The 15303-nt window shown below is 71.5% G+C and carries 12 protein-coding genes; 4 read left to right on the top strand and 8 right to left on the bottom strand.

Annotated elements, in window-relative coordinates; genetic code table 11:
• Positions 1-19: 19 nt before the first annotated feature.
• Both nudC and CVS47_RS09075 read left to right on the top strand, forming a co-directional pair.
• Positions 20-937, top strand: coding sequence for an NAD(+) diphosphatase (nudC, locus tag CVS47_RS09080; RefSeq protein ID WP_127095793.1), 918 nt, complete (start codon positions 20-22; stop codon positions 935-937).
• Positions 934-2736 carry an ATP-dependent helicase gene (locus tag CVS47_RS09075; RefSeq protein WP_127095792.1) on the top strand — a complete coding sequence of 601 codons (1803 nt, stop codon included), beginning with the start codon at positions 934-936 and terminating at the stop codon, positions 2734-2736. The genes nudC and CVS47_RS09075 overlap by 4 nt, the downstream gene beginning before the upstream one ends.
• An 837-nt stretch (positions 2737-3573) precedes the next feature.
• Here CVS47_RS09075 and CVS47_RS09070 read toward each other — a convergent pair.
• On the bottom strand, positions 3574-5025 hold the full coding sequence (locus CVS47_RS09070) for a zinc-dependent metalloprotease (protein ID WP_241240087.1): 1452 nt from the start codon (positions 5023-5025) through the stop codon (positions 3574-3576).
• A 126-nt stretch (positions 5026-5151) separates the two neighbouring features.
• Between CVS47_RS09070 and CVS47_RS09065 the strand changes: the two genes are divergently transcribed.
• Both CVS47_RS09065 and CVS47_RS09060 read left to right on the top strand, forming a co-directional pair.
• Complete coding sequence (locus CVS47_RS09065) at positions 5152-6273, top strand: YlbL family protein (RefSeq protein WP_127095791.1); 1122 nt, start codon at positions 5152-5154, stop codon at positions 6271-6273.
• Positions 6274-6362: 89 nt separating this feature from the next.
• A complete protein-coding gene (locus CVS47_RS09060; protein ID WP_127095790.1) occupies positions 6363-9281 on the top strand; it encodes a UPF0182 family membrane protein in 2919 nt (972 codons plus the stop codon).
• A gap of 269 nt (positions 9282-9550) precedes the next feature.
• On the opposite strand, the gene CVS47_RS09055 is transcribed toward CVS47_RS09060, so the two are convergent.
• Genes CVS47_RS09055 through idi form a run of 7 tightly spaced genes read right to left on the bottom strand, consistent with a single transcriptional unit; the run spans position 9551 to position 15282 of the window.
• Positions 9551-10447 carry a prenyltransferase gene (locus CVS47_RS09055; protein WP_127095789.1) on the bottom strand — a complete coding sequence of 299 codons (897 nt, stop codon included), beginning with the start codon at positions 10445-10447 and terminating at the stop codon, positions 9551-9553.
• Positions 10444-10803: a lycopene cyclase domain-containing protein gene (locus CVS47_RS09050; RefSeq protein ID WP_127095788.1), complete on the bottom strand. Its 360-nt coding sequence runs from the start codon at positions 10801-10803 to the stop codon at positions 10444-10446. The genes CVS47_RS09055 and CVS47_RS09050 overlap by 4 nt, the downstream gene beginning before the upstream one ends.
• On the bottom strand, positions 10800-11165 hold the full coding sequence (locus tag CVS47_RS09045) for a lycopene cyclase domain-containing protein (RefSeq protein ID WP_127095787.1): 366 nt from the start codon (positions 11163-11165) through the stop codon (positions 10800-10802). The genes CVS47_RS09050 and CVS47_RS09045 overlap by 4 nt, the downstream gene beginning before the upstream one ends.
• A 1-nt stretch (position 11166) precedes the next feature.
• Positions 11167-12765: a phytoene desaturase family protein gene (gene crtI / locus CVS47_RS09040; protein WP_127095786.1), complete on the bottom strand. Its 1599-nt coding sequence runs from the start codon at positions 12763-12765 to the stop codon at positions 11167-11169.
• On the bottom strand, positions 12762-13667 hold the full coding sequence (locus CVS47_RS09035) for a phytoene/squalene synthase family protein (RefSeq protein ID WP_127095785.1): 906 nt from the start codon (positions 13665-13667) through the stop codon (positions 12762-12764). The genes crtI and CVS47_RS09035 overlap by 4 nt, the downstream gene beginning before the upstream one ends.
• Complete coding sequence (locus CVS47_RS09030) at positions 13664-14731, bottom strand: polyprenyl synthetase family protein (RefSeq protein ID WP_127095784.1); 1068 nt, start codon at positions 14729-14731, stop codon at positions 13664-13666. The genes CVS47_RS09035 and CVS47_RS09030 overlap by 4 nt, the downstream gene beginning before the upstream one ends.
• Positions 14728-15282 (bottom strand): isopentenyl-diphosphate Delta-isomerase, encoded by a 555-nt coding sequence (gene idi / locus CVS47_RS09025; RefSeq protein ID WP_127095783.1) that lies wholly within the window; start codon positions 15280-15282, stop codon positions 14728-14730. Before idi ends, CVS47_RS09030 begins: the two co-directional genes overlap by 4 nt.
• Between the last annotated feature and the right edge of the window lie 21 nt (positions 15283-15303).

The raw sequence follows: 15303 nt of genomic DNA, 5'->3' as shown, positions 1-15303 counted from the left end.
CCGTTCTGGAAGGTCCACGATGCCGGGTCCCCGATCCTTCGAGCCGTTCCCCGCCGCCGCCGGCATCGACCGGTCCGCCGACGAGCGTCGCACCGAAGGTCTCGTCGAGACGCTGCGCGCCGAAACCGGCACGCGCGTACTGGTCCTCCAGGGCGATGCGGCGCCGCTCCGCGACGGCGGAGGACTGCACCTCGTTCCCGCGGAGGAGGTGCCGGCCGGTGCGGAGTGGGCGTTCCTGGGACGCGACGCCGCCCGCGCGGGCGTCCTCGCCGCCGTGTTCCCGTCCGTGCCCGAGCAGGCGCCGCCTCTCACGGCGCCCGCAGGCTGGGGTGCCCTGCGCGCCGTCGGCGGCGACCTCGACGGAACGGACTCCGGCCTCTTCGTGGAGGCGCTGAGCCTCGGCCGCTGGCTGCTGGATGCCGCCTTCTGCCCGTTCTGCGGCACCCGTACCGAGCTGCGCAACGCCGGATGGTCGCGGAAGTGCCCGCACTGCGGACGCGAGCACTTCCCCCGCACCGATCCCGCGGTCATCGTCGCCGTCGGCGGGTCGCAGCATCCCGATCGTCTTCTGCTCGGCGCCAACGCGATGTGGGGCGGTGAGCGCTTCTCGTGCTTCGCGGGTTTCGCCGAGGCGGGGGAGTCGCTGGAGTCCACCGTCGCGCGCGAGGTCTTCGAGGAGGCGGGCGTCGAGCTGGTGGACGTGCGCTACCGCGGGTCGCAGGCCTGGCCCTACCCGCGGTCGCTCATGCTCGGCTTCCACGCGACGGCGGCCGACGAGGACGCCGCCCGTCCGGACGGCGAAGAGATCGTCGCCGTCCGCTGGTTCACTCGCGACGAGATCGGCGCCGGTCTGGCCGGGGAGGGCGGCGTGCTGCTGCCCGGGCCCGCCTCCATCGCGCGACGACTGATCGCGGACTGGCACACGGCGGCCGGATGATCGGCGACGCCCTCGACGGACTCGACGAGCGGCAGCGCGAAGCCGCCGCCACCCTGCGCGGTCCGGTGCTCGTGCTGGCCGGCGCCGGCACCGGCAAGACGCGCGTCATCACGCACCGCATCGCGCACGGCGTCGACACCGGCGCGTACTCGCCCGGGCGCGTCATGGCCGTGACGTTCACCGCGAAGGCGGCAGGGGAGATGCGCGGCCGTCTTCGCGCGCTGGGGGTGGAGGGCGTCTCGGCCCGCACCTTCCACGCCGCCGCGCTCGCCCAGCTGAACTTCTTCTGGCCGACGCTCGCCGGTGACAGCGCGCCGGCGATCGTCGACAACAAGGTGCGCCTGCTCGCCCATGCCGCCGACGGCGTCGGCATCGACGCCGACAAGGCCACGCTCCGCGACATCGCGAGCGAGATCGAGTGGCGGAAGGTGACGCTGCGCAGTATCGACGCCTGGGCGGCGGCCCGTCCGGGCGGTGTGGGCCGCTACGACGTCTCGCGGGTGGCCGATCTGCAGCGTGCCTACGAGAAGCTCAAGGACGAGCGGCGGCAGCTGGACTTCGAGGACGTGCTGCTCGCCTGCGCCGGCATGCTCGAGGCGGAGCCGCGGGTCGCCCAGGCGGTGCGCGAGCAGTACCGGCACTTCACGGTCGACGAGTTCCAGGACGTCTCGCCCCTGCAGCACCGCCTCCTGCAGCTCTGGGTCGGCGAGCGGCGCGACCTCTGCGTGGTCGGTGACGCGAGCCAGACGATCTACTCCTTCGCCGGTGCCGATGCCCGCTTCCTGCTCGAGTTCCCGGCCCGTCATCCCGATGCCACGGTCGTGCGCCTCGAGACCAACTACCGATCGGATGGCGCGGTGCTCGCCGTCGCCAACGAGCTGATGCGGGATCGACCCGGGGCACTGGAGCTGCAGCCGGCCCCGAACCGCCCGCCGGCCGCCCGGCCCGAAACCGCGACCGCCGCCGGTGAGCCGCCCCTGCCGACCGTGACCGCCTACCCGGACGACGCCGCCGAAGCGGCGGGCGTCGCCGACGCGATCGCCGCGCGGATCTCCGCGGGTGCCGATCCGCGCAGCATCGCGGTGCTGTATCGCGCCCACGCCCAGTCGCCGGAGCTCCTGCGCGCGCTGGCCGAGCGGGGCATCGCGGCGACGGTGCTCGGCGGCCGTCGCTTCTTCGAGGTGCCCGAGGTGCGGCAGGCGCTCATGGCTCTCCGCGGCGCCTCGGTCGCAACACAGGAGCACGGACTCGTCGACAGCGTGCGCGATGTGCTCCGCTCGCTCGGCATGACGGACGAGCCGCCGCCGGCCGGCGGTGCCCTGCGCGACGCGTGGGAGGCGCGCGCGGCGATCCTCCGCCTCGCCGAGGAGGCCGTACCCGGCACCGGTCTGCGCGCCTTCACCGACGACCTGATCGCGCGGGCGAAGTCGCAGCACGAGCCTGCGCTGCGCACCGTCACGCTCGCCACCCTGCACGCCGCCAAGGGTCTCGAATGGGACCACGTGCACCTGCTCGGACTGAGCGAGGGCTTCCTCCCGATCTCCTACGCCACGACGTTCGAGCAGGTCGACGAGGAGCGCCGGCTGGCCTACGTCGGCATCACGCGCGCCGGGCGCTCGCTCTCGCTGTCATGGTCGCGATCGATCGGACATCGGGAGCGGACGCCGTCGCGCTTCCTGCGAGAGATCGGCAGCGGCACTCTGCGTGCGGCCGATGGACGTGCCAGCGGCGGCGCAGCGAGCCGGCGCGCACCCGCACGGAACGCCCCGACGGCATCGTCGGCTCCGCGCTCGCGCTGAACAGGTCGGCGCCGGCCTGTCCGGCGCCGCCGGATGCCGCGCCGAGAAGTCCGGCGGCGAGCAGGCCGGCCTCCAGCGCGAGGTCTTCGCTCGCCGGGATGGCGCGGCGATCCAGCAGCTGAGCGAAGAGGTGCGGCCAGTCGGCGTCGCGGTCGCGCTCGTGGAGCTGCACGCACGTGAGGCAGGCGGATCGACCGGGGACGACGAGAGGCCCGACCTCCACCCGGTCGGCCGTGAAGACGACCGGCAGGTGGGGGACGTCGCGGCTCATCAGCGGCACGACCCGTCGGGGGTCCACCGCGTGACACGCGAGGAGGATGACGGGCGTCCGGTCGTTCGAGGATGCCGGGAGGGGCATCCGTCCCGCGGCGCGCATCGCCGCTGTGAACGCCCGGACCGTCGCCGCGTCGAAGGCGTCAGCGTCGTCGGGCACGTCGAGGACGGCCCGGGGCCGCAGCGGCCGCGCATCGGGGGAGAGGGCGGGCGCCAGCATCCGGAGCAGGTCGCGGGCCTCGGGGACGGTGCCGCCGAGCCCGACGACCGTGCCGTCGAAGGCCGGCTCCGGCAGGCCCCGCTCGAGCTGCCGGATCAGTCGCTCCTGCCAGGGCTCCGGTGCGTCCAGCCGAGCGACCGCGTCGAGGCCGAACTGCAGGGAGGTGGCGCTCCGCCAGAGCGGCGGGTGCGCGGGGTCGAGTCGCAGCATCCCCCGATCATGGGGGAGGCGACGGCCCCCGCGCGGCCGTCCTCCACAGCTCGCGCGATCGCGGTCGCGGCACAGGCATTGGGGAGGAACGGGCACGTCGGACGGAGAGGCTGCCCGGCCGGTCGATCGGGCGCTCAGACCGGGCGGGGATCCTCCGGACCGTCGTCATCGCGACGAAGGTCGTCGTCGAGGTCCTCGAGCTCGGCATCGAGATCGTCGCCACCGCCCTCGGCGACCGCGGGGTCCTGCGGCTCCTCGCCGGCCAGCAGGCGCGCCAGCGCGTCGTCGAACTCGTCGGGCGCCGGCTGCTCGCCCCGTGCCCGCGCCTGCAGTCGTGCGATGAGGCCGGCGGGATCGTCGATGTCGCCGGGCTCCGGCATGAGGTCGGGGTAGTCCCAGAGGGCGTCGCGGGCGGCGATGCCGACGGCGTCGGTCACCGCGCGCCACATGGCGGCCGCCTCCCGCATACGGCGGGGACGCAGCTCGAGGCCGACGAGCGAGCCGAGTGCCTGCTCGGCCGGCCCGCCCACCGCACGGCGGCGACGGACGGCCTCGCCGATGGCGCCGGATGTCGGGAGGCGCGAGGTCGCAGCATCCGTCACCACGTCCACCCATCCTTCGATCGTGGCCAGCAGGTGCTCGAGGCGCGCGAGGGCGAGCTCCTGCGCCTCCGACTTCGCGGGGATGAGCGCGCCGCTCTCGAGCGCCTGCCGAAGCTCCTCCGGCTGGGACGGGTCGAAGCGCGATGCGAGGTCTTCGAGGGCGCCGGTGTCGATGTGGATGCCGCGGGCGAAGTCGCCGACCTGCGACATGACCTGCAGGCGCAGCCACTTCGCGTGGCGGAACAGGCGCGCGTGCGCGAGCTCGCGCGTCGCGACGTACAGCGCGAGCTGATCGTCGGGGATGCCGAGGTCGCGGCCGAAGTCCGCGAAGTTCTGGGGGAGGATCGCCGCCTCGCCGGCCGGCATCACCGGGATGCCCACGTCGCCGCCGCTGACGACCTCCGTCGACAGCCGCCCGATGACCTGACCGAGCTGCGTGGCGAACAGAGAACCGCCGATGGTGCGCATGAGCCGCCCGGCACCCTGGATGAGGCCCTGCATCTCGTCGGGCGCCTGCTCGCTGAGGGTCGCCGTGAGAGCGTCGGCGATGCTCGTCGCGACGGGCTCCGCCAGCTCCTGCCAGATCGGCAGGGTCTGCTCGACCCACGCGCCGCGCGTGATCGTGCGGGGAGGAGCCGAGAGGTCGGAGATCGCGGTCGCCTCGCTCAGCCACAGGGTGGCGAGCGTGAACGCCTGATCGAGGTCGGCACGCTGGCCCGACGAGATGGCCTGACCGTCCTGGTTGGCGATGTGCAGCGCCTGCGTCTTCGCCGCGTCCCACGAGATGCCCTCCGCGTCGGTGCTCGAGAAGGCGCTCTGCATCTGGCGCATGATGGCCTGCATCATGGCCGGATCGACCTGCATGCCCGACAGCCGCGACAGGGTCTCGGCGTCCAGCTCACCGCCGGCTCCGCCTGCTCCACCCAGGAGCTGTCTCATCAGCTCCTGGAACTCTTCCTCCGGGCTGCGATCATCGTCCGCCACTTCAGCCGCCTTTCAGCCGGGTCCTGAACTCGCGTTCTACGCTAGTCGCACGGATCATCGCAGTCCCCGGCCGAGACCCCCTCGACGTACGCCGGTCGCGAACGACCAGTCGAGGAAAGGGCTCTCGTGACGCTGTTCGACGAGAACGTGACGATCGCGCCTGCACCGCGGAGGCGCCGCAGCCGTCGCTCCCACGCAGGAGTCTGGGCGCTGCTCGTGGCGCTCGTCGTGCTGCTGGTCCTGACGTTCCTGCCGACGTCGTACGTCATCCAGCAGCCCGGTCCTGTCTACGACACCCTCGGCTCCGCGGCATCGGCCGACGGATCGCAGGTGCCGCTGATCTCCGTCGACGGCGCCGAGACCTACCCGACCGACGGATCGCTCGACCTCCTCACCGTGCAGGTGGTGGGCAACCGGGAGCGCACGCCGTCGTGGTTCGAGCTGGCGACCGCCTGGTTCGATCCCTCGCGCGCAGTCGTGCCGCTGGATTCCATCTTCCCCGCCGGCGAGACCACCGATGAGCGCAATCAGGAGAGCGCGACGATGATGGTCGACTCGCAGAAGGAGGCCACCGCGGCCGCCCTCACCGAGCTCGGCTACGACGTCGGCACCAAGGTGACCGTCGTCGGCCTCACGGACGACTCCGCCGCGCAGGGCATTCTCCAGCAGGGCGACGTCGTCGAGACGGCCGACGGTCAGCCGGTGACGGATGCCGCGGCCCTGCGCGAGGTGGTCACCGCCGGTGAGGACGCGCCGATCCAGCTCGGGATCGAGCGGGACGGCGCGACACAGAACGTCACCGTCACGCCGCGGGAGGTGGAGGAGCAGGGGCAGAACGTGTGGCGGGTGGGGGTCAGCCTCATGGCCGACTACGACTTCCCGATCGATGTCAGCATCCAGCTGAACAACGTCGGGGGCCCGAGCGCCGGCATGATGTTCGCCCTCGGAATCATCGACACCCTCACGCCCGACGATCTGACCGGCGGTCAGCGGATCGCCGGCACCGGCACGATCACCGCCGACGGCACCGTGGGGCCGATCGGCGGCATCCGGCAGAAGCTGTACGGCGCCGAGGACGCCGGGGCCACGTGGTTCCTCGCCCCCGCCGAGAACTGCGACGAGGTCGTGGGCCACGTTCCCGACGGTCTCCGCGTCTTCTCCGTCTCGAAGCTCGAGGACTCGCTGACCGTCCTCGAGGCCATCCGCGACGGCGGCGACCTCGACGCGCTGCCCACCTGCGGCTCCTGATCGGGGGCGCCGCAGGGTGCCGCCGAACCTGTGAGTTCGCGAGGCGGACGCTCGGCGTTCGCTCAACATGGGCGACCTAGGATGAGACGGTGACATCGTCGACCGCCACCCGCCCGGCCGCCCCGAATCGTTCCCGAAGGATCATCGCGATCTCCCTCGCGATCATCGCCGCGCTGGTCGTGGCCTTCTTCGTCTTCGCGAACCTCTACGCCGACTGGCTGTGGTTCGCCCAGCTGGGCTTCCAGTCGGTGCTGACCACGCAGTGGATAGCCCGGGTGGTGATGTTCCTCATCGGCTTCATCGGCATGGCCGTGCCCGTCTGGCTCGCCATCCAGCTGGCCTACCGGCTGCGTCCGGTCTACGCGCGGCTGAGCTCGCAGCTGGACCGCTACCAGGAGGTCGTCGAACCCCTCCGCAGACTGGCGATGTTCGGCATCCCCGTCTTCTTCGGCTTCTTCGCGGGCTTCGCGGCATCGGCCCAGTGGGAGACCACCTGGCTCTGGTTCAACGGCGTCGCGACGACCACCACCGACCCGGAGTTCGGGCTCGACACCGGCTTCTACCTCTTCGCCATGCCGTTCTACGGCGCGGCGCTCGGCTTCATCTCCGCGGTGCTGCTGATCTGCCTGCTCGTGACGGCCGTCGTCTCCTACCTCTACGGGTCGGTGCGCGTCGGCCAGCGCGAGCTGCGCATCTCGAAGGCCGCCCGCATCCAGCTCGCGATCGTCGCCGGTCTCTACCTGCTCGTGCAGGGCGCGAGCCTCTGGCTCGACCGCTTCAAGACGCTCGTCGAGCCGGGCGACCGCATCACCGGTCCCGGCTACGTCGGCGTCCACGCGACCATCCCCGGCCAGACGATCCTCGCGATCGTCGCCATCCTGGTGGCCGTGCTGTTCTTCGTCACCGCCGTCATCGGCCGCTGGCGCTACCCGCTCATCGCCACCGCGCTGCTCGTCGTGTCGGCGATCGTGCTCGGCGCCGGCTATCCCTGGGTCGTCAACACCTTCCAGGTGCGGCCGAACCAGCTGGCGCTGGAGAGCGAGTACTACCAGCGCGGCATCGACATGACGCAGACGGCATACGGCCTCGACGGGCTCGAGAAGAGCGACTTCGCCGCCGCGACCGACGTCGAGCAGGGCCAGCTCCGCTCCGATGCGCAGACGACCGCGCAGATCCGCATCATGGACCCGGCGATCATCAGCCCGACCGTGCGGCAGATCGAGCAGTACCGCCAGTACTACCAGTTCCCCGATGACCTCGACGTCGACCGCTACACGATCGACGGCGTCTCGCAGGACACGATCAGCGCGGTCCGCGAGCTCGACATCGACCAGCTCGGCGCCCCGTCGTGGCAGAACAACACCCTCATCTACACGCACGGCTACGGCCTCGTCGCGGCGAAGGGCAACGCGCGCACCGCCGACGGCAACCCCGTGTTCCTCGAGCGCGGCATCCCGGCATCCGGTTTCCTCTCCGACGAGGAGAACTTCGAGCCGCGCGTCTACTTCGGCGAGAAGTCGCCGCCGTACTCGATCGTCGGTGCACCCGAGGGCACGGCTCCCGTGGAGCTCGACTACCCCGACGGCGAGGACGGCGCGACCGAGACGAAGACCACCTTCTCCGGCGACGGCGGACCGAGCGTCGGCAACGTCTTCAACCGCCTGATCTACGCGCTGAAGTTCCAGTCCGAGCAGATCCTGTTCTCCGACAACGTCAACGAGGAGTCTCAGATCCTGTACGACCGCACGCCGCGCGAGCGCGTGCAGAAGGTCGCTCCCTACCTCGAGCTCGACAGCGACCCCTACCCGACCGTCGTGGACGGCCGTATCGTGTGGGTCGTCGACGGCTACACCACGAGCAACTCGTACCCGTACTCGTCGAACGTCAGCCTGCAGCAGGCGATCGCCGATTCGAACAACACCGCCCCGCGCTTCGCGCTGGACAACATCAACTACATCCGCAACTCGGTCAAGGCCACGGTCGACGCCTACGACGGCAAGGTCACCCTCTACGCGTGGGACGACCAGGACCCGGTGCTCCAGACCTGGCAGAAGATCTACCCGTCGACCATCAAGCCCCTGACCGACATCTCGGCCGACCTGATGAGCCACGTGCGCTACCCGACCGACCTGTTCAAGGTGCAGCGGACGATGCTCGGCGTCTACCACGTCAACGACGCGCAGTCGTTCTACCAGCGCGACAACGCCTGGGCGACCCCGAACGACCCGCAGAACAACGACCGCCTGCAGCCGCCGTACTACCTGACGATGCAGATGCCCGGCCAGGATGCGCCGACGTACTCGATGTTCACGTCGTTCATCCCGTCGTCCTCCGGCGCCACGGCACGCAACGTGCTCATGGGCTACCTCGGCGTCGATTCCAACGCGGGCGACCAGGCGGGGGTGAAGAGCGAGGACTACGGCAAGCTCCGGATGCTGGTGGTGAACGCCGACACTCCGGTGCCCGGTCCCGGACAGGTGCAGAACACCTTCGACGCCGATCCCAACGTCTCCGCCTTCATCAACATCCTCAAACAGGGCCAGTCGGACGTCATCAACGGCAACCTGCTGACGCTGCCGGTCGGTGGCGGCCTGCTCTACGTGCAGCCGGTGTTCGTGCAGTCCTCGGGAGCCACCAAGCTCCCGACCCTGCAGAAGGTGCTGGTCTCCTTCGGCAGCCAGGTCGCCTTCGAGGACACGCTGAACGACGCGCTCGACGTGCTGTTCGGCGGAGACTCCGGCGCGAGTGCCGGTGACGGCGGCGTGACGCCGTCGCCCGGTCCGACAGGCACGCCGGCACCCACCCCCTCGGCGTCGCCGTCGCCGGGTGAGTCCACCGCGCCGACGACCCCGCCGGCCGACGAGTACCAGGCTGCTCTGCAGGAGGCGCAGTCCGCCGTGCAGGCCAAGCAGGCCGCGCTGCAGGCCAACGACCTCGCCGCCTTCGGCGAGGCGGACGCTCGCCTGACCGCCGCTGTCCAGAAGCTGATCGAGCTCGGCGAGCAGTAGCCGGCAGCACCGCAGGAGAGGGTCGCGACCACGGTCGCGACCCTCTCCTCGTTCGTGCGGCGTGTGGTCGTGGCATGTCCGGCGGGGTGGTGCGAGGTTCACGCGACCGGTGGGACCGGCGAGGACGGATGTGGTTCATGAGGTGGCCGGCGCGCCATCCGCCGTGCATTCGTCGACGGACCGGGGAAGCGCGGGAGCCCATACACCCGCTCAGGCGGGCGCGCAGCCCGCCCACGCGGCCGCGAGCCGCTCAGGCGGCCTCGGGCTGCTCAGGTGAAGAACGCGTACCAGATCAGCAGGAGGGTCACGCCGGCACCCGCGATCTGGTTGATCCAGAGGAACCGGTCCCAGCCGCGGGTCACCGTCTCCGACTCTGCGTCGCTGACGGAGCGGTAGGGCCAGACGGCGGCGAGGTAGGGGAGCACGAGGAGCCCCGCGAGCGGACCGGGCCAGGGCGTCGCCAGCATCGCGACCCCCGCCAGGGCGTAGCAGGTGAGGGCGAAGCGCACCGTCCACCGGGCGCCGCGCGCGGTCGCGATCGAGGAGATGTCGGCCGCGCGGTCTGCGACCACGTCCTGCACGGCGCCGAACGCGTGCGAGGCGACGCCCCACAGCGCGAATCCGACCAGCAGAGCGACCAGCGACCATGTCCACGTCGCGCCGGCCAGCACGAGCGCGTATACCGCGGGGGAGAAGAAGTGGATGCTGGAGGTCATCGAATCCGCGAAGGGCCGCTCCTTGAGGCGCAGCGGCGGAGCGGAGTAGAACACGACGAAGAACATGCTGATCGCGAGCACCGCCCACGACGACGGCGGACCCACCACGACGAGGTAGACCAGGAACGGCAGGCACGACAGCGCGGCCGCCCACAGGGTGATCGGGTGCATCCGACGGTCGAGCACCGCGCCGTGCACGCCGCCCTTCCGCGGATTGCGAAGGTCCGACTCGTAGTCGAAGACGTCGTTGATCCCGTACATCGCGAGGTTGTACGGGATGAGGAAGAAGATCGTGCCGATGATGAGCGTCGCGTCGATGTCGCGGGTGGTCAGCAGGTACGCCGCGGCGAAGGGGTACGCGGTGTTGATCCAGCTGATGGGTCGGGACGCCAGAAAGAGCTCCCGGAGCACGGTGGCGGCTCCGAGCGGCGAGGTGCGCGGGCCGGTCATGCCGTCGCGCCTCGCGCACGAGCGCTCCGGCCGCGTGCGCCGCCACCTCGGCCGCCCGCGTGGCGGGTGCGCAGCAGAGTGGCGACGGCGGGTACGAGGAAGGCGGCGCACAGCGGGTAGGAGAAGTCCTCGAGCGGCGCGAGCCCGATCCGCAGGCCGCTCAGGTGCTCCGGCGGATAGGTGAACAGTCCGGCGGCGATCATCAGGTTGTCGAACACGGCCGTCAGCGCGCAGAGCGCGACGGCCGTGAGGGCCGAGGCGGCCATCCGTCGTCCGAAGCCGGGCTTCCGCACGGTGCAGAGCACCACGACCGCGGTGAGGAGCACGAACGGCAGCACGATGAGCGCGTACGTCACGGCGCCTCCGCATCCCGGCGAGCGACGCCGTCGGCGGCCGGCTCGGGCCGGCGTCGCGCCAGGCGACGCCGCGCGGCACCCCACACCACCAGACCGAGGTAGCAGAGGAACGCGAGGAACACCGGCTCCTCCAGCGGCAGGTGCGGTGCGAGGTCGATGCCGAGCAGCAGAGGGCTGTCGCCCTTGACGAAGACGCCGGTGGCGATGCCGACGGCGTCCCACGCCAGGAAGAACGCGGTGCCGATGCCGACGGCAGCGGCCGTGCGTGCGGGGGCGGGCTGCCACGCCAGGCGGAACCTCGCGTCGAGCGCGGCGACGCCGGCGGACGACAGGAGGATCGCGAGCAGGTACAGCCCCGGCATGTCAGGCCCCGGGGGATGCGACGTGCGCGGGCTCCGCCACCGGCCCGGTCGAACGATCGCCGCGGAGCCTCTTGAGCACGAGCTCCGCGGAGATCAGGCACATCGGCAGCCCGATGCCCGGAAGCACCGATCCGCCGGCGTAGGAGAGGTTCTCGACCTTCTTCGACGCGTTGCGCGGACGGAACACCGCGCTCTGGCCCAGCGTGTGCGCGAGGCCGAGGGAATTCCCCCGCCAGGCGTGCAGGTCGGCCTCGAAGTCACCGGGGGCGATGGTGCGCCGCACGACGATGCGGTCGGCGAGGTCGGGCACGCCGGTCCATTCCGCGATCTGCGCGATCACCAGGTCGGCTGCGGCCTCGACCGACGCGTCTCCCGCCCCGTCCACGCCGCCGCGTCCGATCGACGGGTCGGCGGGCACCGGAACGAGCACGAAGAGGTTCTCGTGCCCCTCGGGCGCCACCGAGTCGTCGGTGGCGCTGGGCCGGCAGACGTAGATCGAGGCGGGATCGGGAATGTAGGTGTCCTTGCCGAAGATGGCGCCGAAGTTCTCCCGCCAGTCGGCCGTGAACAGCAGCGTGTGGTGCGCGAGCTGAGGGAGCTCCCCCTCGACGCCCAGCAGAAGGAGCAGCGCGCCGGGGCTCGGCGTCTTGTTCTTCCACCACGACTCGGGGTAGGTGCGCAGGTGCTCGGGGAGCAGCTGCGTCTCGGTGTGGTGGAGGTCGGTCGTGGAGACGACGAGATCGGCCGCGACCGTGGTGCCGTCCTGAAGACGGATGCCGGTGGCCCGCGCCTTCGGATCCTCCTCGGTCGTGATCCCCACGACCGGGGCGCCCGTGCGGATCGTCACGCCGTGACGCACCGCCACGCGCTCGACGGCCTGGATGACGGTGGTCAGACCGCCCCGGGGATAGAGCACGCCCTCATCGAGGTCGAGGTGGCTCATCAGGTGGTACAGGCTCGGCACGCCGAACGGCGATCCGCCCAGGAAGACCGCGGGATAGCCGAGCACCTGGCGCAGGCGCGGATCCTGGAAGCGCTTCTCGACGTACGACGAGAGCGAGCGGGTCAGCAGCGGAGCGAGCCGGGGGAGCAGCTTCAGCAGCTCCGGGTCGGTGAGGCCGCCCAGCGACTCGTAGGAGTCGTAGAGGAACCGGTTGATGGACAGGTCGTACGCATCTCCGGCTGAATCGAGGTACTCGTCGAGCACCGTGCCGGAGCCCGGCTCGATGCCCTCGAACAGCGCGATGGCCTCGGCGCGCCCCGACACGACGTCCAGAGGCTGCTCCGCCCCCTCGTTCTCGGTGAACACGCGGTAGGCCGGGGTCAGCGGGACGAGGTCCAGCTCGTCCTCGGCCGAGGTGCCGAGCAGGCGGAAGAAGTGATCGAACACCTCGGGCATCAGGTACCAGCTCGGACCGGTGTCGAAGCGGAAGCCGTCCCGCTCCCACGATCCGGCACGGCCGCCGATCTCGTCGCGGCCCTCGTAGACCGTGACGTCGTAGCCCTCCGCAGAGAGGAGCGCCGCGGTGGCGAGGCCCGCGATGCCGGCGCCGATGACGACGACCTCGCGTCCGTTGGTGCGGCTGTGGTCGGGGGTCATCGTCCTGCTCCGATCGAGATGGTGCGCCCGCTGCGGGCGCCCGGGGGTCGAGGAGGGCGACCGGCGATCACCCGGGCCGCGATGGCCGCCTTCACCGGATCCGGCACGCGCACGCGGCGTCCGGCGTCATGGTCCTGCCGCAGACGCGCCGACAGCTCCGCGAAGAGGTCGTGCGCCAGCGTGACGGCCCGGCGGCAGTCGGCGGGCAGGGCCGGCACCGTCGCAGCGGCGGCGGCGAGGTCGGCGTCGATGCGGTTCAGCACCGCGATGCGCGAGGCGCTCGTGCCGTCGAGGCCGAGATAGTTGCGGCCGAGGCCGCCGGCGTCGTGCTCGTGGTCGCGCAGGAAGTTCACGTCCTGGAACGCCGCTCCGAGGCGGCGGGCACCCTCGACGAGGTGGGGAGCCGCAGCGACCGGATGCCGCGACCCGGCGCTCACGAACACCTGCAGGCACATCAGCCCGACGACCTCGGCCGACCCGTAGACGTACTCCGCGTGGGAGGCGGCGTCGTGGTCGGTGCGCTCGAGGTCCGTCCGCATGGAGGAGAAGAACGGGCGGATGAGGTCTTCCCCGATCGCGCACTCGCGTGCGGTGGTGGCGAAAGCGTGCACCACCAGGTTCGCACTGAAACCCCGCTCGATGGCCGTGTAGACCTCGGTCTCGAGGTCATCCAGCACGGCGCGCTCCGCCTCCGCGCTGAGGCCGGCGGCCGCCGCGGGCCCGTCCACGATCTCGTCCGCGATGCGCACCAGTGCGTAGATGTTGCGCACGTGCGGGCGCACCCGCGGGCCGAGCAGGCGGCAGGCGAGGCCGAACGAGGTGGAGTAGGCCGCGATCACCGCGGCCGCGGCATCCCTCGCCGTCCTGTCGTACAGCTCGAGTCCGGTGGGCTCTCGACTCACGGGATCCTCTCCTGCACCGCGTCGGCGAGGCCGAGGAGCAGCGTGCGGACGTCGATGGGCAGGGACGCGTCGCGGGCGGCGGCGCGCGACTCGGCGAGCGTCTCCTCGATGAGACCCAGGACGCCGTCGCGGGCGCCGCTCTCGTCGAGCATCCGCTGCGCCTCCGCGACCGCGATCGGACCGGTGTGCGCGAGGGCGAGCGCCGAGCTGACGAGCGGCCACGACGCCGACTCCCGGGCGAGTGCGACGAGCGGCGTGCGCTTGGCCTCGCGCAGGTCGCCGCCCGCGTCGCGTCCGGCCTGCTCGGGAGAGCCGAACGCGCCGATGAGGTCATCGACGAGCTGGAAGGCGAGGCCGAGCCGGCCGCCGAAGCGATCGATGGCGGGGAACGCCTCGGGCGGGGCGCCCGCGAGGATCGCGCCGGCGCGGAGCGGGGCGGTGAAGGAGTACACGGCGGTCTTGTCGTGGGCGGCGTTGAGGATGGCCTCCGGTGACGCCCAGTCTCCGGCCGCCGCGTTCTCGACGTCGGCGAGTTCACCGGCGACGGAGACGAAGACCGCGTCGTCGATGACGTCGAGGATCAGCGCGCGAGCGCCGGGATCAAGGGCGGCGAGCGCGATGATGCGCTCGGCCTCGTGGAGCAGGAGGTCGCCGGCCAGGATCCCGGCCGCGTCTCCCACGAGCGAGGAAGCCGCGGCATCCGCTCCGCTGCTGCGTCCGCGATCGCGGAACTCGCCCACGACGTTCGGGATGCCGCGGCGCTCGGTGTCGTTGTCGATGACGTCGTCGTGCACCACGAAGGCCGTGTGGAGGAGTTCGAAGGCGGCCGCCACCGGATAGAGGGCGGGCACGTCGGCGGGGTCGGAGCCGAAGGCGCTGAAGGCTGAGACCACGAGTGCCGGACGGAACCGCTTGCCGCCCGTGGTGGAGCGGGCGATGGCATCGCCGAGGGCCACAGCGCCGTCGCCCAGGGCGAGGCAGCGGGCGGCGATGCGGCCGAGGGCCCGGTCGATCTCCCGATCGATCGCCGCGCGCGAGGCGGCGTCGGTGGCGAGGGTGATCATGGCGTCGCGGCGCCGGTGAGCACATCCCGCCCGAAGAGGGGCAGCTGCTCGGACTGGAGCTCGAGCCAGGGGCTGAAGGCCCAGGCGGCCGCGCTGAGCGCGCTGCCCAGCGCGAGGGGATCGACCCACCGCACGTCGACGACCTCGAGGGGGTTCGGCACGGGTTCGTGCCGCGCGCGGGCGAAGAACACGGGGCAGATCTCGTTCTCCACGATGCCGCTCGCGTCGACCGCGCGGTACCGGAAGTCGGGGAGCCGGAGCTCGAGTTCGTCGATCTCGAGCCCCAGCTCGTACGCGGCACGGCGACGGACGGCGTCCTCCATGGCTTCGCCGGGAGCGGGGTGTCCGCAGAAGGAGTTGGTCCAGACGCCCGGCCATGCGACCTTGGAGAGGGCGCGGCGGGTGACGAGGACCTCGCCGGCGTCGTTCATGACGTGGCAGGAGAAGGCGAGATGCAAGGCTGTCTCCGTGTCGTGCACGGTGGCCTTGGGCGCGGTGCCGATCGCACGTCCCTCTTCGTCGAGAAGGACGACCTGATCGCCATCGTTCATGGTGCTCCTTATTGCTAGTTT

Source organism: Microbacterium lemovicicum, from assembly GCF_003991875.1.
Classification (GTDB): Bacteria; Actinomycetota; Actinomycetes; order Actinomycetales; family Microbacteriaceae; genus Microbacterium; species Microbacterium lemovicicum.
Note: the sequence above shows the minus strand (reverse complement) of the source record. Positions and strands in the feature narration are given on the sequence as shown.